The sequence below is a fragment of the Streptomyces sp. NPDC034086 genome (assembly GCF_055575515.1).
Genome location: NZ_JBVISM010000002.1, coordinates 421,552 through 439,510 on the forward strand (window position 1 = coordinate 421,552; position 17,959 = coordinate 439,510).

Here is a 17,959-nt window from a genome sequence, read left to right on the forward strand (position 1 = left end):
CTTATGAGGGGCGAACCGAGTTGCCCGAAGTGCGGTGGCCGGGTCCGTGCGCCCGGCCTCTTCTCCGACTCGTGGCAGTGCGCGGTGCACGGCGCCGTCCACCCGCTACAGCCTGTGATCCCGCCCAGCGTCGAGGGGCTGGAGGTGGTCGTCAACCGGGCGAACGTGCCCGTGTGGATGCCGTGGCCGCTGCCGGTCGGCTGGCTGTTCACGGGCGTCGCCAGCGCCGGTGACGACCGCAGCGGCGGCCGGGCCACCGCCGTCGCCTGCACCGGCCCGGGACCGCTCGGCGGCCTCGGGGAGCTCGTCCTGATCGCGGAGGAGCTGGGCGTCGGCCTCGGCTCCCGCTTCGCCGGCATCGACGCCCCCGACCCGGGTCCGTACATCGACGTCTCCTCCCCGCCGCACACCAAGGTCGTCGCCGCGGGCCGGCCGACCCCGCTGTGGCACCTCAACGGCGCCCCGGACGACCGCGCCGTCTTCGCGGGGGAGGCGCGCGGGCTGTGGCTGTGGGCCATCGTCTGGCCGGAACAGACGGGCCTCCTGATGTACGACGAGCTGGTCCTCACGGACCTCCGCGACGCGGGCTCGGAAGTCGAACTCCTCCCCTGCGGAGCCCTGAGCCCACGCATCCTGGGGCCGTGAGGGGGCGGGGGCCGGGCGGGTCGCTGGGGGCGGAGTCTTGGCGGGGCGGTGTCACAGTCGGTTTGGGGGTTTCCCGTCAGTCCCATCGTCCTTCCGTGTCGGGCCGGTCCCTCAAGGGCGCTCCTTCGTCGCGTCGCTACGCGATGTCGCTGCGCTCCACCCTTGACCGACCGTCCCGCCCCGGAAAGACAAGGACTGCCGAGAACCCCCCAAAGAAACGGGACGGTCCAGAGGGGAAGGACTCCCGTATCAGCGATGAGACGGGGTGGGGCGGGGCCCTGACCGTGTCCCCATGCGGGCCGCTCAGAGACCCTCGGCGGGCCACGCCCACGCGCCAGATCGCTACGCGCTCCCCCTGGCTTAGCGTCCGACGACCGTCCGGGGCCGATACCCGCACCACATGTCGATCAGAGCCCCCTCAGGGACCGGTGGGCGCGAGCACTAGGCGTCGAAGTCGTATTCCAGGACGTAGGAAGCAGAGTCCAGAGTCATCTCGTTGACCTCAACGGCCCGCCCGTCCCCCGCGAACGCGGTGCGGACGATCTGGATGACGGGCGTTCCGAGGGCGAGGGCGAGACGTTCGGCCTCGTCGGCGGAAGGCATCCGGCACCGAACCTCCTCACGGAAGTGAACGGGCTCGTGGCCCAGCTCGGCCAGCCTTGCGTATGTCCCACCGGGCCCAGTGTCGGATCGGGTGATGGCAGAGGCTGCCACGATGTCTGACGGCAGATGGGACGTCGCGAAGAGCACCGGCTTGCCGTCCAGTACGAACCGGCGGCTGCGCACCCAGACCGGAGACTCGTCGGGAATGCCGAGAGCGGCGGCGATCGCGTCACTCGCAGTCTCTTCGTGCACCTGGACCTGATCGACGACGAGTTCTCGATCTTCGCTGTCCGTCGACCAGATGGAACGTCCCGCACTCCACTGCTCCCGCGCGAGCCGCTGGATGCCATGCCGTCGCAGAGGCCTGAAAGCCCGGACGAAGACACCGGCACCCTTGCGCGCTTCCGTGAGGCCTTCGCTCTGGAGCACGCCGAGGGCCTGCCGTGCGGTCATCCGCGCGACGTCGTAGGTGGCCATGAGGTCGTTCTCGCCCGGCAGACGGTCACCCGGGCCGTACTCGCCGGACCGGATCGCTGCCCTCAGCGCGTCAGCAATCCGCTGGTACTTCGGCTGGCGAGTGCCGCCCTGGCTGCTCACGAAACGATCACCCCTTCCCGTCTCTAGACACCCTAGGCCCAGGCGCTCCTCCTCCGCCGCGTCGGCGACATCGCCTCGGGCGTCGAGGGCATCCTCATGGCGGTGATCAACGAGAACGTCTCGGACAGCGGTGTCGAGCGTTGGATGGAGCTCGCGTACATCCGCAACGCTTCGGGTCGTGAGTTCACCCCGCTGTGGGAAACGTCGAGCCCGCTTTTGAGCAGCTCCGGACGGCCAGCGGACGCCGAGACCAGAGGAGCGTGTAGCGATTTGGCGCGCCTGCCGCTCCCGAATGGGGTCCTGATCGACGTTTCGTGCAGGTAACGGCCCGGACGGTCGTCGGACGCTATGCAATGAGGAGCGCGTAGCGATCTGACGCGCCCACCGGTCCCTGATGGGGCAATGGTCAACATTTCGTGCAGGGATCGGCCCCGGACGGTCGTCGGACGCTATGCCGGGAGGAGCGTGTAGCGATCTGGCGCGTGGGGGTGGAACCGCCAGGGGTCTCTGGGGGCCCGGATGCAGGACACGGTCAGGGCCGGCCCGCCCCGTCTCATCGCTGATGCGGGAGTGCTTCTCCTCTGGGCCGTCCCGTTTCTTTGGGGGGTTCTCGGCAGTCCTTGTCTTTCCGGGGCGGGACGGTCGGTCAAGGGTGGCCGAAGGCCATCGCGTAGCGACGCGACGAAGGAGCGCCCTTGACGGGCCGGCCCGACACGGAAGGACGATGGGACTGACGGGAAACCCCCAAACCAGCCCTGAGGCGGCCCCGCTGGGACCCCGCCCCCAGCGACCCGCCCGGCCCCCGCCCCGTGGGGTCGGCGTGGGCGTCGTGAGCGGTACCCTGGAGTGTCCCCCGTCCGCGTGAACCCTGGAGTCCGGCTGTGCGCATCGACCTGCACGCCCACTCCACGGCCTCCGACGGCACCGACACCCCCGCCGAGCTGGTGCGCAACGCCGCCGCGGCCGGGCTGGACGTGGTCGCGCTGACCGACCACGACACCGTCGGGGGATACGCCGAGGCCATCGCCGCGGTGCCGGCCGGGCTGACGCTGGTCACCGGCGCCGAGCTGTCCTGCCGCCTCGACGGCGTCGGGATGCACATGCTGGCGTACCTCTTCGACCCCGAGGAGCCCGAGCTCGCCCGCGAGCGGGAACTCGTACGGGACGACCGCACCCCCCGCGCCCAGTCCATGGTGGGCAAGCTCCAGGCGCTCGGGGTGGACGTCACCTGGGAGCAGGTGGCCCGGATCGCCGGCGACGGCTCCGTGGGCCGGCCGCACATCGCCACCGCCATGGTCGAGCTGGGCGTCGTCCCCACCGTGTCCGACGCGTTCACCGCGGACTGGCTCGCCGACGGCGGCCGCGCGTACGCCGAGAAGCACGAGCTCGACCCCTTCGACGCCATCCGCCTGGTCAAGGCGGCCGGCGGGGTCACCGTCTTCGCGCACCCCGCCGCCGTCAAGCGCGGCGAGTGCGTGCCCGAGTCCGCGATAGCCGCCCTCGCGGCCGCGGGCCTGGACGGCATCGAGGTGGACCACATGGACCACGACACCGCCACCCGCGCCCGGCTGCGCGGACTGGCCGGGGACCTCGGTCTGCTGACGACCGGGTCCAGCGACTACCACGGCAGCCGCAAGACCTGTCGTCTCGGGGAGTACACCACGGACCCCGAGATCTACGGCGAGATCACGCGCCGCGCGGCGGGGGCCTTCCCCGTGCCCGGTGCCGGTGGAGACGCCCGCGCGTAAGCGCCGCGCCCACACCTCCCCCTCCCGCTTTTCGGTAACACCCCTCACTGCAAGGCATCACTGTGTTTGATTTCGCCGTCTTCGGATCCCTTTTTCTCACGCTTTTTGTGATTATGGACCCCCCGGGGATCACGCCGATCTTCCTCGCCCTGACCTCCGGCCGTCCCGCGAAGGTCCAGCGCCGCATGGCCTGGCAGGCCGTCTGCGTGGCCTTCGGCGTCATCGCCGTCTTCGGCATCTGCGGCCAGCAGATCCTGGACTACCTGCACGTCTCCGTCCCGGCCCTGATGATCGCCGGCGGTCTGCTGCTCCTGCTGATCGCGCTCGACCTGCTCACCGGCAAGACGGACGAGCCCAAGCAGACCAAGGACGTCAACGTCGCGCTCGTCCCGCTGGGCATGCCGCTGCTGGCCGGTCCCGGTGCGATCGTCTCCGTCATCCTGGCCGTGCAGAAGGCCGACGGCGTGAGCGGCCAGGTCTCCGTCTGGCTGGCGATCGCCGCCATGCACGTCGTGCTGTGGCTGACCATGCGCTACTCGCTGGTGATCATCCGCGTCATCAAGGACGGCGGCGTCGTCCTCGTCACCCGGCTCGCCGGCATGATGCTGTCGGCCATCGCGGTCCAGCAGATCATCAACGGCGTGCTCCAGGTCATCCGCGGCGCCTGACGGCGCCCGCCCCCACGCATGCGAAACGCCCCCGCACCTGATCGGTGCGGGGGCGTTTCGAAAGCATCAGGAGGACGCACTCTCGGCCGGTCGGATCAGGATGCGCTGGCCGATCGAGGCCGCCTGCTGCACGATCCGGTTGACGGAGGCCGCGTCCACGACGGTGCTGTCCACGGCGGTTCCGTCGACGTCGTCCAGGCGCAGAATCTCGAAGCGCACGGCTTCTCCCTTCGTCGGTGTTCTCCTTGCACAGGGGTCAACAGGTGCCGCGCGAGAAACATTCCCTACGCTAAGGAAATTTTTTCCCTACCTAACTACCGGCCGCTAGAGGATCGCCAGAAGTCCACTAGAGCACCCGCCGTGACCTGCGGGTTCTCCGCGTTGGGGGAGTGCTCCGCGTCCTCGACCACCACGCGGGAAGCAGCCAGACGGACGGCCATCTCGTCCATCAGCGGCACCGGCCAGGCGTAGTCGGCCACCCCGGACAGGACCAGCTTGGGCAGCGGCACCGCCGCCAGTTCCGCGACCCGGTCGGGCTCCGAGATCAGCACCCGCCCCGTGGTGATCAGCTGCTCGGGAACCGTGCGCAGCCACCGCTCGCGCAGGAACGCCGCCAGCTCGGCGGAGTCGGGCTCGGCGTCCGGCGGATCCTGGGCGCGCATCGCCGCCCATACGGCCCCCATGTCCTCCCGCAGCTCCTCCAGCGCCATGACCAGCAGCTTCGTACGGGCCTGCTGCTCCTCCGCGATGGCGGCCGGCCCGCTGCTCAGCAGGGTGAGGGAGGCGAAGGGCGCGGCGTCGCGGAGCACCGCGGCACGCGCGACGAGCCCGCCCAGGGAGTGGCCGACCAGGTGCAGCGGTTCTCCTCCCGGGCCCGCGCCCAGGGCGCGGGCCTGCGCCAGCACGTCCAGCGCCAGCTCCGGGAGTTCGTACGCGGCCTCCTCGCGCGGGCCGGGGCTCTCGTACTGGCCGCGCCCGTCGACGGCGACCACCCGGTAGCCGGCGGCGGCGAGCGGCTCCAGCAGGGCGATGAAGTCCTCCTTGCTGCCCGTGAACCCGGGGACCAGCAGGGCCGTTCCGCGCGCGGGCTCGCCCGCCTCGTGGACGGCGAACTCGCCGCGGGCGGTGTGCAGGCGGTACGCGCGGGCGACGGGGGGCAGGGTGAGGCGCGGCGGCTTGCTCATGGCACCCGAGGTTACCGGCCCGTAGCCCGGCCGGTGGTCCGACCCGTGGTCGGGCCGTCGTGTGACCCGAGTGCGACCCCGGTACGGCGACGGCCCCGGCCCCCTCGAAAGGGGACCGGGGCCGTCGTGCGGGCGTCTGCCCGGCCGGGTCAGCGGAACCGGCGGGTCGTCCTGGCCGGCTCGACCGGCGGGGCCATCTGGAAGTCCGGCTCCGGAGCCGCGGCCACGGCCGCCTTCCGGGTCCGGGTCCGGCGCGGCGCGGGGGCGTCGGCGACGGCACCCTTGACCACGTCGGGGATGGGGGTCGGCGCGGCCTTGCGCGTCGGCACCCGGCGCGGCTTGACCGGGGCCGCCTCGGCGGCCGGAGCCTCCACGGCGGGGGCGGCGTCGGCGACGGCGGCCTTGCGGGTCCGCGTCCGCTTCGGCTTGGCCGGGGCCTCCTCGGCCACGGCCGGGGCCTCGGCCACGGGAGCCTCCACGGCGTCGGCGACGGCGGCCTTGCGGGTCCGCGTCCGCTTCGGCTTGGCCGGGGCCTCCTCGGCCACGGCCGGGGCCTCGGCCACGGGGGCCTCCACCACGGCCGGGGTCTCGACCACGACCGCCGCCGGAGCGGCGACCGCGACCGGAGCCTCGGCGACGGCGGCCTCGGCCACCGCGGCGACGGCCGAAGCGCTCACCCGGGTCCGGCGACGGCGCGGCCGGCGCGGCTCGTCCGTACCGGCGGCCTCGGCGGCCGGGGCCTCGGACACGGCGGCGGACTCGACGCCCGTCTCCGCGTCCAGCTCGGCACCGCCACGGGTCCGGCGGCGCTGGCGCGGCGTCCGGGTACGCGGGGGACGCTCCTCGGTCACCACGGCGGCGGCGGCAGCGCCGCGGCCGCCACGGCCACCACGCCCGCCGGTCTCGCCCAGGTCCTCGAGGTCCTCGGCCTTCAGGCCGGCCCGCGTGCGCTCGGCGCGCGGCAGGATGCCCTTGGTGCCGGCCGGGATGTTCAGCTGCTCGTACAGGTGCGGGGACGTGGAGTACGTCTCGACCGGGTCGTGGAAGTCCAGCTCCAGCGCCTTGTTGATCAGCTGCCAGCGCGGGATGTCGTCCCAGTCGACCAGGGTGACGGCGATGCCCTTGTTGCCCGCGCGGCCGGTGCGGCCCACACGGTGCAGGAAGGTCTTCTCGTCCTCGGGCGTCTGGTAGTTGATGACGTGCGTCACGCCCTCGACGTCGATGCCGCGCGCGGCGACGTCGGTGCACACCAGCACGTCGACCTTGCCGTTGCGGAACGCGCGCAGCGCCTGCTCGCGGGCGCCCTGGCCCAGGTCGCCGTGGACGGCGCCCGAGGCGAAGCCGCGCTTCTCCAGCTGCTCGGCGATGTCGGCCGCCGTGCGCTTGGTACGGCAGAAGATCATGGCCAGGCCGCGGCCCTCGGCCTGCAGGATGCGGGAGACGAGCTCCGGCTTGTCCATGTTGTGCGCACGGAAGACGTGCTGCGTGATGTTGGCGACGGTCACGCCCTCGCCCTCGGGCGAGGTGGCGCGGATGTGCGTCGGCTGCGACATGTACCGGCGGGCCAGGCCGATGACCGCGCCCGGCATGGTCGCCGAGAACAGCATGGTCTGGCGCCGTGCGGGCAGCAGGTTCATGATCTTCTCGACGTCGGGCAGGAAGCCCAGGTCGAGCATCTCGTCGGCCTCGTCCAGGACGAGAGCCCGGACGTGCGACAGGTCGAGCTTCTTCTGCCCCGCCAGGTCCAGCAGGCGGCCCGGGGTGCCGACGATCACGTCGACGCCCTTCTTGAGCGCCTCGACCTGGGGCTCGTACGCACGGCCGCCGTATATGGCGAGGACGCGGACGTTGCGGACCTTGCCCGCGGTGAGCAGGTCGTTGGTGACCTGGGTGCAGAGCTCGCGGGTGGGAACCACCACGAGTGCCTGCGGAGCGTCGGTCAGCTGCTCGGGCCTGGCCCGGCCGGCCTCGACGTCCGCGGGGACGACGACCCGCTCCAGCAGCGGAAGGCCGAAACCGAGCGTCTTGCCGGTTCCGGTCTTCGCCTGGCCGATGACGTCCGAGCCGGAGAGCGCTACGGGGAGGGTCATCTCCTGGATGGGGAAGGGGGTCACGATGCCGACGGCTTCGAGGGCCTCGGCCGTCTCGGGGAAGATCCCGAGGTCACGGAAAGTAGTCAGGGTGCTGCCTCTTCTGTGAGACGCGGCGCGAGGCGGCGAGGGGGTCTTACCGTGCCGGGCCTGTAGTACTGCCCACGTTCGGGCGAGCCGTACAAAGCTGCGCGGGACCACTGGCCTTCGCTCAAGCGCTTCTGCCGCTGAGGGGGCCCCTCGTGCGGGCCGGTACGCATGGGCGCACCACCACACCGAGGGCGGTCGGGTGGAGCCGATCGGGCCACCGACCGGGCATCCTCATTCGGATGGCCCGCCGAGTATCCGGCAGGCGCATTACCACTGTACCCCGGAATCGCGCAGGTGTGTCGGGTGAATTCACCACGTAGGCGTGTTTACACGGAGCGGCAGTGCGCGGGAGTGGTGAGTTGTGCGCCCTTTCGGCGGGCTATTGTGCGGAGCATGTCGACCGTAGAAAACGCATCTCCCGCCGACGACGACACCCCGGAGGCCCAGGGCATCGCCGCCCAGGACTGGGCGACGGCCTCCGCCTCGCCCCAGTACCGGGCCGCCGTCGTGGACCTGCTCGGCGCGCTGGCGTACGGGGAACTCGCGGCCTTCGAGCGCCTCGCGGAGGACGCGAAGCTCGCCCCCACCCTCGGCGACAAGGCCGAGCTGGCGAAGATGGCCTCCGCCGAATTCCACCACTTCGAGCGGCTGCGCGACCGCCTCGCGGCCATCGACGCCGAGCCGACCGCCGCGATGGAGCCCTTCGCCAAGGGTGTGGACGACTTCCACCGCCAGACCGCCCCCTCCGACTGGCTCGAGGGCCTGGTCAAGGCGTACGTCGGCGACTCGATCGCCAGTGACTTCTACCGCGAGGTCGCCAGCCACCTCGACACCGACACCCGCGCCCTGGTCGTCGGCGTCCTCGACGACACCGGCCACGGCGGCTTCGCCGTCGAGAAGGTCCGCGCCGCCATCGAGGCCGACCCCCGCTGCGGCGGGCGGCTCGCGCTGTGGGCCCGCCGGCTGATGGGCGAGGCCCTCTCGCAGGCGCAGCGCGTGGTCGCCGAGCGCGACGCGCTGTCCACCATGCTCGTGGGCGGCGTCGACGGAATGGCGGCCGGCTTCGACCTGGCGGCCGTGGGCGAGATGTTCACCCGGATCACCAAGGCGCACACCAAGCGCATGGCCGCCCTGGGCCTCGCGGCCTGACGGTCCCGGGACCCCTCCCGGCGCGCACCCCGCTCCAGCGGGACGCGAGCCGCGCTCAGCCCCCCGACGAGAGCGAAAACGGAGCGCGCCGGGGGGACCTCCGGGAGCGGGCGGCGGGGCGCAGCAGCAGGGAGAGCACGACGGCGGACACGCCGACGCCCCCCAGCAGGGTCGCGAACAGGGTGTTGTGCCCCGGGCCCAGCGACATGTGCGTCAGATAGGCCCCGAAGAGAGCCCCGGCCACCCCGCTGACCAGCACCGTTCTCGTGGAGGGCAGTCGCCTCGCGAGGACCCGCGAGGCAGCACCGGACAGTGCGAGGCCCAGCAGACCTGAGCCGAGCGCCTCCATCAGCAGCATCTGGTCACTCCCATGCGTCAGGGCAAACGGGTCACAGCGCTCCCTACCCGAAGCGGAAGAAAGGGAAACGGCCCGGCGGAACCATCCGCCGGGCCGTTTCCTTCGTCCTCGGTGCCTCGAAGAGCGTCAGAGCGCCCCGAAACCGACCTTGCGCACGCTCGGCTCGCCCAGGTCGACGTACGACAGGCGGTCGGACGGCACGAGGACCTTGCGGCCCTTGACGTCGGTCAGGCTGAGCAGCGGCGCCGTACCGGACAGCGCGGCGGCCACGATGGCCTCCAGCTCCTCGGCGCTCAGGTCGCTCTCCAGCACGATCTCCCGGGGTGCGTGCTGCACGCCGATCTTGACCTCCACGGCTTTGTCCCTCCGACGGTCCGGTTCGCGCGATCAGCCGCGCCGTACCCGGTCCACATTAGCCCGGAGAGGGGACACGATCGGCTCGCGGCGGACACGCTGGCAGCGAACAACCGCCGGTCAGGCCTCCGTGCCGTGCAGCGGGAAACCGGCGATGCCGCGCCACGCCAGCGAGGTCAGCAGGCCCACCGCCGTGTCACGGGCGACCGGGCTCTCGCTGGAGAGCCAGTACCGGGCGACGACCTGCGAGACGCCGCCCAGGCCCACGGCCAGCAGCATCGACTCGTCCTTCGACAGGCCCGTGTCCTCGGCGATGACGTCCGAGATGGCCTCCGCGCACTGGAGCGAGACCCGGTCGACGCGCTCGCGCACCGCCGGCTCGTTCGTCAGGTCCGACTCGAACACCAGCCGGAACGCGCCCCCCTCGTCCTCGACGTACGCGAAGTAGGCGTCCATCGTCGCCGCCACGCGCAGCTTGTTGTCGCTGGTCGACGCCAGCGCCCCGCGCACGGCCTGGAGCAGGCTCTCGCAGTGCTGGTCCAGCAGGGCCAGGTACAGGTCGAGCTTGCCGGGAAAGTGCTGGTAGAGCACCGGCTTGCTGACGCCGGCGCGCTCGGCGATGTCATCCATCGCGGCCGCGTGGTAGCCCTGCGCGACGAAAACCTCCTGGGCCGCGCCCAGCAGCTGGTTGCGCCGGGCCCGGCGCGGCAGTCGCGTGCCCCGCGGACGCGCTGCCTCGGTCTGCTCGATGGCTGTCACGCCGCCTCCCACTTTCTCTAAGAACACAGTGCGCTCTGCGCCGCGCCGCCATCGTACTTTTCGGTAACCGAATCTGGTGGGTTCAAGCCGAGTTTTCTCGCGGTACGGACCGCTTGGACACGTGCCTGACACGCTGGTCAGCGCCCGTGGGAGCGGGTCAGCGGTAGTCCTCCTCGTCCAGCGGGACCACCCGGGCCTGCTCGGCGGCGTCCGCCACCGGCGCCTCGTCCGGATCCAGGCCGACGAGCGGATCGTCCTCCTGCGGCTGGATCTCGGTGTGCTGCTCGGCGGCGTCCGCTTCCGGCGCCTCGGTGCCGAGGCCGTCCCGCTCGTCTTCCCGGAAGGTGTCCGGCTCCGCAGGGTCCACAGTCATTCCGCTCCCCTCGCCTTCACTCGTCATCCCTCTACGAGCCTAGGAGGATCGGGAGCCCGCCGCCAGACGGTCCTGTGACCGCGAACACAAGCGAACGCAAGGGGCCGGGCGTGATCGTCTCGTAACATTGGCCCATGTCTTCGACCGAGCCGCCGGGCGTACGGTCCACCGCCGGACCGGCTTCCCAGGCGGGTGCCGTCCGGGTGGCCGACGGGGAGCAGCTGCGCACCGTCGCGCTGCCGGGCCTGGAAATGAACGTACGTTTCCGGCCGCCGCAGCGGGCGGGCCTGCCTCCCGCGCTCTTCGTCCACGGGCTCGGCGGTTCCTCCCAGAACTGGTCGGCCCTCATGGAGCAGCTGGCCGGAAGCGTCGACGGCGAGGCCCTGGACCTGCCCGGATTCGGCTGGTCGCCGCCGCCCGCCGACCGGGACTACTCGGTGACCGCGCTCGCCCGCGCCGTCATCCGCCACCTCGACGCCGCCGGGCGCGGACCGGTGCACCTCTTCGGGAACTCCCTCGGCGGGGCCGTCTCCACCCGCGTCGCGGCCGTCCGCCCCGACCTGGTGCGCACCCTGACGCTCGTCTCGCCCGCGCTGCCGGAGCTGCGCGTGCAGAGGGCGGCCGTGCCCACCGCGCTGCTGGCCCTCCCGGGCGTCGCCGCGATGTTCGGCCGGCTCACGCACGGAATGACGGCCGAACAGCGCACCCGGGGAGTGACGGCCCTCTGTTACGGAGACCCCTCACGGGTGACGGCGGAGAGCTTCGGCGCCGCCGTCGAGGAGATGGAGCGGCGCATGGCGCTGCCCTACTTCTGGGACGCGATGACCCGCTCCTCGCGCGGGATCGTCGACGCGTACACCCTCGGCGGGCAACACGGGCTGTGGCGCCAGGCGCAGCGCGTGCTCGCGCCGACCCTGCTCGTCTACGGTGGGCGCGACCAACTGGTCTCGTACCGTATGGCGCGCAAGGCCGCCGCGTCCTTCCGGGGTTCGCGGCTGCTGTGCCTGCCCGAGGCCGGGCACGTGGCGATGATGGAGTACCCGGAGGTGGTCGCGGTGGCCTTCCGGGACCTGCTGCGTGACACCGCCGAGCGGGCATCCGACCGAAGTACCGAAGACGGCAAGGGCTGAGACGTGGGACGACATAGTCGCAAGGCCCCCGCCCCGGTCCGCCCGCCGGCGGAGTCCGGGCAGCCGGCGGCCGCGTACGAGCCGCAGGGGTACGCGGCCGGTCCCTACGCCGGTTCCCACACGGACGGGCTGTACACCCCCGACCCGTACGAGCCCGGGGCCCCCGCGCACGGGCCGTACGTACACGACCGGTACGAGCCGGCGCCCCACGAGACCCCCGCGCAACGGCCGTACGCGTACGAGCCGGCGCCCCACGAGACCCCCGCGCAACGGCCGTACGTACACGACCGGTACGAGCCCGCGTCCCACGAGACCTCCGCGCACCGGCCGTACACCCACGACCCGTACGAGCCCGCGCCCCGCACCGGGCCCGCCGGCGGCGCGCACCGGGACGCCGAGCCCACCGTCGTCCACCAGGGGTACGCGCCCCAGGCCCGCCCCGCACCCCGCGGCGCGCGCCCCGGCGGCCACCCCGAGCAGCACGAGGGCGGCGGCGCCGGACGGGCCCCCGGGGCGGGTGCCGTCCACGGCGACCGGCTCGGCGCCCCCCGGACCGCCACCGCCACCGCCGCGCCCGCGCCGGCGGTGGTCCGGCCCGCGGCGGGCCCCGGCCCGCGAGACCCCCTCGGCTCGACCGGCTCCCACCGCCGGGTGCCCGGGCCCCGCACGCCCGGAGCGCCCGCCGCCCCCGCCGGAGGCCGCGGCGCGAAGATCCGTACGTACACCGGGATGGCCGCGGCGGCCGTCACCACCGTGCTCGCCGTCGTCGTCGCCGGGCAGGTGGCCACCGACGGCGATTCCGACGCCGCCGCCACCCGCGCCGCCGGGGACGATTCCCTCCCGCGCACCCAGAGCGACCGCTCGCCCGCCTCCCGCTCCGACGGCCGCCCCACCCCGTCCGTCCCGCCGGCCGTGGCCGCACAGCCGGTCACGTACGAGGAGCGGATGGCGCGCCAGCTGCCCGTCGACGCCAAGCTCACCGGCCCGGGGACCTTCGACACCGTGCCCGGCGTCGACAAGGCCCCGGGCAAGGGGAAGCGGGTGCGCTACCGGGTCGATGTGGAACAGGGCCTCGGCATGGACCCGCAACTGTTCGCCGACGCCGTGCAGCGCACCCTCAACGACCCGCGCAGCTGGGCCCACGACGGTGCGATGACCTTCGAGCGGGTGCCGGGCGGCGAGGCCGACTTCGTGATCACCCTGGCCAGTCCCGGGACCACCGGCGTCTGGTGCGCGAAGTCCGGGCTGGACACCACCGTCGACAACGTCTCCTGCGACTCCGCCGCCACCGAGCGCGTGATGATCAACGCCTACCGGTGGGGCCAGGGCTCGCAGACCTACGGCCCCGACCAGATGCTCGCCTACCGGCAGATGCTCATCAACCACGAGGTCGGACACCGGCTCGGCCACGGACACGTCAGCTGCCAGACCCCGGGCGCCCTCGCGCCGATCATGCAGCAGCAGACGAAGTCCCTGAACATCGACAACATCCCCTGCAAGGCCAACCCCTGGGTGTACCCCGGTAATTGACCGGCCCCACGGCCTCCGGCCGGCCCGCGGCGCCGGGCCCCGGGGGGCCTCCGCGTCACGCCCTTCCTAGCGTGCTCGAACGCGAACCGTACGGGAAAGTTACGACTCTTCACCCCTTCCGGTGGCGCGACGGACAACCGTCCGCCGCGCCACCGGCGCATCCGCTTGAGTTTCCCGCGGCGGGTCGCCGGACCGACGGCGACCGCCCGGAACGGGAGATCGGGGGTGCCACTCGTGCGGATCGGACTGGTCACGGAAGGTGGTTATCCGTATGCGGCGGGAGAGACCGGGCCCTGGTGCGACCGGCTCGTGCGCGGACTGCCGCAGCACGAGTTCGAGCTCTACGCGCTGAGCCGCACCGCCGGCCAGGAGGAACGCGGCCGGGTCACGCTCCCGCCGCACGTCACCCACGTGCGCACCGCCCCGCTGTGGGCCCCCGCCGACGACGGGCGGACGTACTCCCGCCGCGAGCGGCGGCGCTTCGCCGAGGACCTCGCGGAGCTGGTCCGGGGCATCTGCCAGGACGGCCCCGAGGGCGGGACCGCGGACGGCGCCGAGGCCTTCGCCGCCGGACTGTACGGGCTCGCCGGACTCGCCGGCGAGCAGGGCGGGATGTACGCGGCGCTGCGCTCCGAGACCGCCGTGCGGGTGGTGGAGGCCGGCTGCCGCGCCCGGGGCGCGAGCCGCGCCGTGCGGACGGCGGCGGTCCCCGACCTGCTCCAGTTCGTCGACGAACTGGAGCGCGCCCTGCGCCCGCTGTCCCTCGACTGGTACGAGGACGAGGGCCTCGGCCGGGCCGACGTGTGCCACGCCGCCGCCGGCGGGGTGGCGGCCGTCCCCGGACTGCTGGCCAAACGCTTCTTCGGGGTCCCGCTGCTGGTCACCGAGTACGGCGTCCAGCTCCGCGCCCGCTATCTGGAACAGCGCGAGGAGACCCGGCCCGCCGTACGCGCCCTGCTGGCCGCCTTCCACATCCGCCTCGCCGGGGAGATCTACGCCCGCGCCGACCTGCTCACCCCCGGCAACGCGCACGCCCGCCGCTGGCAGGAGCGGTGCGGGGCGCCCCGGGAGCGGCTGCGGACGGTCTACCCGGGCATGGAGGCGGACCGATTCGCCACCGTCGGCGAGGACCCCGGCCGCGGAGACCCGGACACCCTGGTGTGGGCCGGACGGGTCGAGCCGGCCAAGGACCTGATCGCCCTGCTGCACGCCTTCGCGGAGGTCCGCCGGGCCGCACCGCACACCCGGCTGCGGATCTTCGCCTCGGCGGCCGCCCCCGGATACCTGGCCGACTGCCGCTCGCTCGCCGCGCAGCTCTTCCCCGACGAGGCCGCCGACGCGCGGACGGCGGGGGAGAACCCCGTCACCTTCGAGGAGATCGGCGGCCCCGAGGCGCCCACGCCCGCCGACGCGTACGGGGCCGGGCGGATCGTGCTGCTGTCCTCGGTGATCGAGGGCTTCCCCATCACCCTGGCCGAGGCCATGTTCTGCGGCCGGGCCACCGTCTCCACCGACGTCGGAGCCGTCCGCGAGGTCATCGGCGGCACCGGACTCGTCGTCCCCCCGCGCAACCCCCGCGCCCTGGCCGAGGCCTGCCTCGCGCTGCTGGAGGACCCCGAGCGGGCCCAGCGGCTGGGCGCCGCGGCGCGGGCGAGGGCGCTGGAACTCTTCACCGTCGAGCAGAACGTGGCGGCCTTCCGCGAGAGCTACCTGCGGCTGCTGGCCACCGGTTCGGCGCGGCCCGAGGGGGAGGTGCCGTTCGACTGTCCGGCGGAGGCGCGGGTGCCGGGGCCGTGGGTGGCCCGCCCGGCCGGGCCGGGACCGGCCACGGGACTGGCTTCGGAGGCGATGGCGTGACGACCTCGGACATCGCGGGCGCGGCGCCGCCGCCCGGGGCCCTGCCCGCGGACCCCGCCCCGGCTCCCGCCGGGGCGGGCACCGCCGGGACCAGCGCCGCCGGGACGGGCGCCGCCGGGACGGGCGCCGCCGGGGCGGGCGGACCGGAGAAGGCCCGCCGCAGGACCGGCGGAGACCCCGTCAAGGCGCTGCTGCACCGGCACCGGGAGCTCTGCGAGCGGGCCGTCGACCCGCTGGAGATCGCCGCCGGACTGGAGGCGCACGGCCTCACCGACCGCACCGCCGCACGGTTCCGGCACCGGGACGTCTTCACCCTCGCCGAGGAGCTGTACGCGCGGACCCCGCGCGGCGACGCGCCCGGCCCCGCGCCCGCACGGCCCCCGGCACCCGCCCGGGCGGTACGCGGCTTCGGGTACGCCCTGCTGCCCGGCGCCCTCGCCCTCGGCGCGGCCGCCACCGGGACCCCGGGGGCCGGGCCCCTCGCGGCGCTCCTCACCGCCGCCGCGCTGGTGTGGCCCGGGCGCAGCGCCCGGGGCCGCTTCCCCTGGGCCGTCCACCTGCCGGCGGCGGCCGCCGTCGGCTGGGCCGTCCACCGGCACGGCCCCGCCCTCGGCGCGGCCCTCGCCCTGGCCGTCGCCCCCGGGCACCTCGCCGCGGTCCTCTACGCCGCCCGGGCGCGCCGCCGGCTCGCCGGGAGCCGGGCCCTGGAGGACTTCGCCGCCGGGGCGCGGCCGCTGCTCGCCGGGACCCTCCTGCTGTTCGCCGCGGCCGCCACGGGGGCCGCCGCGCTCACGGGGGCCGCCCCGGGGACGGCCGTACCGCTCGCGGTGCTGCTGTTCCTGGCCCGGCTGCTGCTCCGGCACGGGGCCCGCCGCCCGCCGGTGGCCGCGGCCCTGGCGCTCGCCCTGGTCCCGGCCCCGGCGGCGGTCGCCGCCGCCGCCGCGGGACTCCTCGTACACGCCTTCCTCGCGCTGTCCCGTGCCTCCGCACACGCGCGTCACCGACCCCAGCGACACCAAGGAGAAACAGGATGACCGGCCAGCCAATCGACCAAGGGGTTGCGCGATGAGGGTGCTGCTGATCGGAGCCAACGGATACCTCGGGCGCTACGTCGCGGACCGGCTGCTCGCCGACCCCGCCGTACAGCTCACCGCGCTCGGCCGCGGCGACGACGCCGACGTCCGGTTCGACCTCGCCACCGGCAGCCCCGGCGCGCTCACCCGGTTCCTGGACGCCGTCCACCCGGGCGTCGTCATCAACTGCGCGGGCGCCACCCGCGGCGGTGCCCGGGAACTGACCCGGCACAACACCGTCGCCGTCGCGACCATCTGCGAGTCCCTGCGCCGCAGCGGCTGCGGGGCCCGTCTCGTCCAGCTCGGCTGCGCCGCCGAGTACGGGCCCAGCCAGCCCGGCTCCTCCACGGCCGAGGACGCCGTCCCGAGACCCGGCGGGCCGTACGGCGTCAGCAAACTCGCCGCCACCGAGCTGGTCCTCGGCTCGGGACTGGACGCCGTCGTCCTGCGCGTCTTCTCGCCCGTCGGCCCGGGCACCCCGGCCGGCTCCCCGCTCGGCCGGCTCGCCGAGGCGATGCGGCGGGCCATGCAGTCCGGGGACGGCGAGCTCAAGCTGAGCGGCCTCGGGGTGCAGCGCGACTTCGTCGACGTACGGGACGTCGCGCGGGCGGTGCACGCCGCGTCCCTGTCCGCCGCCCAGGGCGTGGTGAACATCGGCACCGGCCGCGCGGTGCGGCTGCGCGACGCGGCGGCCGTCCTGGCCCGGGTCGCCGGCTACGGCGGCGCCCTGCACGAGCTGGACGTACCGCACGGCGAAGGCCGGCACGGGCACGGGCACGGCGGCCGGCCGCCGGGGCTGTCCGCCATCGGCTCCCCCCGCTCCGAGGCCACGCCCGAGCAGCTCGCCGCGGCCCCCCAGGCGTACCCGTACCCCGACGGCTGCGGCGCCTGGCAGCAGGCCGACGTCCGCACCGCCCGCGACCGGCTCGGCTGGCGGCCCCGGATCAACCTGGAGGAGTCCCTCGCGGACATCTGGATGGAGGCGGCGTGCCGCATCTGACCACCCCGCCCGGGTCCACGGCGACGGCCGCGACCGAGGCCGGCCGGCTCGGCCTGGGCATCCCCGGCTACGCGCACCCGCTGGTCGCCCCGGTGGAGTGGGCCGAGCTGACCCGCCCCGGGACGCCCCTGCACTGGGCGGTGCTCAACGTCGCGGCCGGCCCCGGCGGCCGGCCGGACCCGCACTGCACGGAGGCGGCGGCGAAGCTGCGGGGCGCGGGCGGGACCGTCCTCGGGCACCTCGCCGTACGGGACGGTGCCCGCTCCTTCGGGGAGCTGCTCTCCGACGCGCACCGGTTCCGCGACTGGTACGGCGTCAGCGGTTTCTACCTGGCCGGCGCCCCTGCCAGCCGGGCGGACCTGCCCGCCGTCCGCCGGGTGACCGACGCGCTGAGGGGGCTCGGGGAGGGCATGCGGATCGTGCTGGGCCACGGAACGCACCCCTACGAGGGCTACGCGGAGGCCGCCGACCAGCTGGTCACCTTCTCCGGGGCCTGGGCCGACTACCGCTGGTCGCAGGTGGCGGAGTGGACCGCCGACCATCCGCCGGAGCGGTTCTGCCACCTCGTCCACGGGGTGCCGCGCACCCACCTGGAGGAGGCCGTGCGGATCGCCCGCTGGCAGGGAGCGGGCACCATCTGGTTCACCGACCGGGCCGGCGCGGCCGGCCGCGACCCCTGGGCCTCCATGCCCGCGTACTGGGACGAAATCGTCTCGCGGATCGGGACGGGTGTCTTGGAATGAAGACGGGC

General features: G+C 74.0%; 18 protein-coding genes and 1 pseudogene. 11 read left to right on the forward strand and 8 right to left on the reverse strand.

Translation table 11 applies throughout. From position 1 onward, the window contains the following. Nucleotides 1–3 precede the first annotated feature (3 nt). Nucleotides 4–645 (forward strand): DUF6758 family protein, encoded by a 642-nt coding sequence (locus ACZ514_RS07345; protein ID WP_468169452.1) that lies wholly within the window; start codon nucleotides 4–6, stop codon nucleotides 643–645. Nucleotides 646–1,086: 441 nt separating this feature from the next. Here the strand turns inward: ACZ514_RS07345 and ACZ514_RS07350 are convergent, their stop codons facing one another. Beyond that, nucleotides 1,087–1,845 (reverse strand): GntR family transcriptional regulator, encoded by a 759-nt coding sequence (locus tag ACZ514_RS07350; protein ID WP_468696290.1) that lies wholly within the window; start codon nucleotides 1,843–1,845, stop codon nucleotides 1,087–1,089. 69 nt (nucleotides 1,846–1,914) lie between these two features. On the opposite strand from ACZ514_RS07350, the pseudogene ACZ514_RS07355 reads away from it, so the two are divergent. The 3 genes and pseudogenes from ACZ514_RS07355 to ACZ514_RS07365 all read left to right on the forward strand — a co-directional run bounded on the left by ACZ514_RS07355 (nucleotide 1,915) and on the right by ACZ514_RS07365 (nucleotide 4,261). Continuing rightward, nucleotides 1,915–2,111 (forward strand): annotated as a pseudogene (locus tag ACZ514_RS07355) (hypothetical protein). A 615-nt stretch (nucleotides 2,112–2,726) separates the two neighbouring features. After that, entirely contained in the window at nucleotides 2,727–3,593 is an 867-nt protein-coding gene (locus tag ACZ514_RS07360) for a PHP domain-containing protein (protein WP_469124313.1), read from the forward strand. 62 nt (nucleotides 3,594–3,655) lie between these two features. Next, nucleotides 3,656–4,261 carry a MarC family protein gene (locus ACZ514_RS07365; RefSeq protein WP_468173576.1) on the forward strand — a complete coding sequence of 202 codons (606 nt, stop codon included), beginning with the start codon at nucleotides 3,656–3,658 and terminating at the stop codon, nucleotides 4,259–4,261. A gap of 66 nt (nucleotides 4,262–4,327) precedes the next feature. Here the strand turns inward: ACZ514_RS07365 and ACZ514_RS07370 are convergent, their stop codons facing one another. The 3 genes from ACZ514_RS07370 to ACZ514_RS07380 all read right to left on the reverse strand — a co-directional run bounded on the left by ACZ514_RS07370 (nucleotide 4,328) and on the right by ACZ514_RS07380 (nucleotide 7,535). Next, nucleotides 4,328–4,480, reverse strand: coding sequence for a hypothetical protein (locus ACZ514_RS07370; protein WP_183067205.1), 153 nt, complete (start codon nucleotides 4,478–4,480; stop codon nucleotides 4,328–4,330). A 95-nt stretch (nucleotides 4,481–4,575) separates the two neighbouring features. Further along, nucleotides 4,576–5,445 carry an alpha/beta fold hydrolase gene (locus tag ACZ514_RS07375; RefSeq protein WP_469124314.1) on the reverse strand — a complete coding sequence of 290 codons (870 nt, stop codon included), beginning with the start codon at nucleotides 5,443–5,445 and terminating at the stop codon, nucleotides 4,576–4,578. A 149-nt stretch (nucleotides 5,446–5,594) separates the two neighbouring features. Continuing rightward, nucleotides 5,595–7,535 (reverse strand): DEAD/DEAH box helicase, encoded by a 1,941-nt coding sequence (locus ACZ514_RS07380; RefSeq protein WP_469124315.1) that lies wholly within the window; start codon nucleotides 7,533–7,535, stop codon nucleotides 5,595–5,597. A gap of 483 nt (nucleotides 7,536–8,018) precedes the next feature. On the opposite strand from ACZ514_RS07380, the gene ACZ514_RS07385 reads away from it, so the two are divergent. Next, the gene (locus tag ACZ514_RS07385) at nucleotides 8,019–8,774 is read left to right on the forward strand and encodes a ferritin-like fold-containing protein (protein ID WP_468173570.1); all 756 of its coding nucleotides are present in this window, start codon (nucleotides 8,019–8,021) and stop codon (nucleotides 8,772–8,774) included. A gap of 55 nt (nucleotides 8,775–8,829) precedes the next feature. Here the strand turns inward: ACZ514_RS07385 and ACZ514_RS07390 are convergent, their stop codons facing one another. The 4 genes from ACZ514_RS07390 to ACZ514_RS07405 all read right to left on the reverse strand — a co-directional run bounded on the left by ACZ514_RS07390 (nucleotide 8,830) and on the right by ACZ514_RS07405 (nucleotide 10,618). Then, nucleotides 8,830–9,132 carry a hypothetical protein gene (locus ACZ514_RS07390; protein WP_468696277.1) on the reverse strand — a complete coding sequence of 101 codons (303 nt, stop codon included), beginning with the start codon at nucleotides 9,130–9,132 and terminating at the stop codon, nucleotides 8,830–8,832. Nucleotides 9,133–9,258: 126 nt separating this feature from the next. Next, nucleotides 9,259–9,486, reverse strand: coding sequence for a DUF3107 domain-containing protein (locus tag ACZ514_RS07395; RefSeq protein ID WP_362467386.1), 228 nt, complete (start codon nucleotides 9,484–9,486; stop codon nucleotides 9,259–9,261). 120 nt (nucleotides 9,487–9,606) lie between these two features. After that, nucleotides 9,607–10,245, reverse strand: a complete 639-nt coding sequence (locus tag ACZ514_RS07400) for a TetR/AcrR family transcriptional regulator (RefSeq protein WP_467894006.1) — start codon at nucleotides 10,243–10,245, stop codon at nucleotides 9,607–9,609. A 157-nt stretch (nucleotides 10,246–10,402) separates the two neighbouring features. Then, entirely contained in the window at nucleotides 10,403–10,618 is a 216-nt protein-coding gene (locus ACZ514_RS07405; RefSeq protein WP_468173566.1) for a hypothetical protein, read from the reverse strand. Between the two features lie 134 nt (nucleotides 10,619–10,752). Between ACZ514_RS07405 and ACZ514_RS07410 the strand changes: the two genes are divergently transcribed. The 6 genes from ACZ514_RS07410 (at nucleotide 10,753) to ACZ514_RS07435 (ending at nucleotide 17,951) form a co-directional block, all read left to right on the forward strand. Next, nucleotides 10,753–11,748, forward strand: coding sequence for an alpha/beta fold hydrolase (locus ACZ514_RS07410; RefSeq protein WP_469124316.1), 996 nt, complete (start codon nucleotides 10,753–10,755; stop codon nucleotides 11,746–11,748). Nucleotides 11,749–11,751: 3 nt separating this feature from the next. Further along, a complete protein-coding gene (locus tag ACZ514_RS07415) occupies nucleotides 11,752–13,278 on the forward strand; it encodes a DUF3152 domain-containing protein (RefSeq protein ID WP_469124317.1) in 1,527 nt (508 codons plus the stop codon). Between the two features lie 234 nt (nucleotides 13,279–13,512). Then, a complete protein-coding gene (gene pelF, locus ACZ514_RS07420) occupies nucleotides 13,513–15,135 on the forward strand; it encodes a GT4 family glycosyltransferase PelF (RefSeq protein ID WP_469124318.1) in 1,623 nt (540 codons plus the stop codon). Then, the gene (locus tag ACZ514_RS07425) at nucleotides 15,132–16,169 is read left to right on the forward strand and encodes a hypothetical protein (protein ID WP_469124319.1); all 1,038 of its coding nucleotides are present in this window, start codon (nucleotides 15,132–15,134) and stop codon (nucleotides 16,167–16,169) included. Before pelF ends, ACZ514_RS07425 begins: the two co-directional genes overlap by 4 nt. A gap of 31 nt (nucleotides 16,170–16,200) precedes the next feature. Beyond that, nucleotides 16,201–17,208 carry an NAD-dependent epimerase/dehydratase gene (locus ACZ514_RS07430; protein WP_468696262.1) on the forward strand — a complete coding sequence of 336 codons (1,008 nt, stop codon included), beginning with the start codon at nucleotides 16,201–16,203 and terminating at the stop codon, nucleotides 17,206–17,208. Then, on the forward strand, nucleotides 17,196–17,951 hold the full coding sequence (locus tag ACZ514_RS07435; protein WP_468696260.1) for a spherulation-specific family 4 protein: 756 nt from the start codon (nucleotides 17,196–17,198) through the stop codon (nucleotides 17,949–17,951). Before ACZ514_RS07430 ends, ACZ514_RS07435 begins: the two co-directional genes overlap by 13 nt. Nucleotides 17,952–17,959 lie beyond the last annotated feature (8 nt).

Coding starts and splice junctions, on each gene's coding strand:
- ACZ514_RS07410 (WP_469124316.1), top strand. CDS start 10,753: ATGTCTTCGACCGAGCCGCCGGGCGTACGGTCCACCGCCGGACCGGCT.
- ACZ514_RS07385 (WP_468173570.1), top strand. CDS start 8,019: ATGTCGACCGTAGAAAACGCATCTCCCGCCGACGACGACACCCCGGAG.
- ACZ514_RS07430 (WP_468696262.1), top strand. CDS start 16,201: ATGAGGGTGCTGCTGATCGGAGCCAACGGATACCTCGGGCGCTACGTC.
- ACZ514_RS07405 (WP_468173566.1), bottom strand. CDS start 10,618: ATGACTGTGGACCCTGCGGAGCCGGACACCTTCCGGGAAGACGAGCGG.
- ACZ514_RS07390 (WP_468696277.1), bottom strand. CDS start 9,132: ATGCTGCTGATGGAGGCGCTCGGCTCAGGTCTGCTGGGCCTCGCACTG.
- ACZ514_RS07345 (WP_468169452.1), top strand. CDS start 4: ATGAGGGGCGAACCGAGTTGCCCGAAGTGCGGTGGCCGGGTCCGTGCG.
- ACZ514_RS07375 (WP_469124314.1), bottom strand. CDS start 5,445: ATGAGCAAGCCGCCGCGCCTCACCCTGCCCCCCGTCGCCCGCGCGTAC.
- ACZ514_RS07380 (WP_469124315.1), bottom strand. CDS start 7,535: ATGACCCTCCCCGTAGCGCTCTCCGGCTCGGACGTCATCGGCCAGGCG.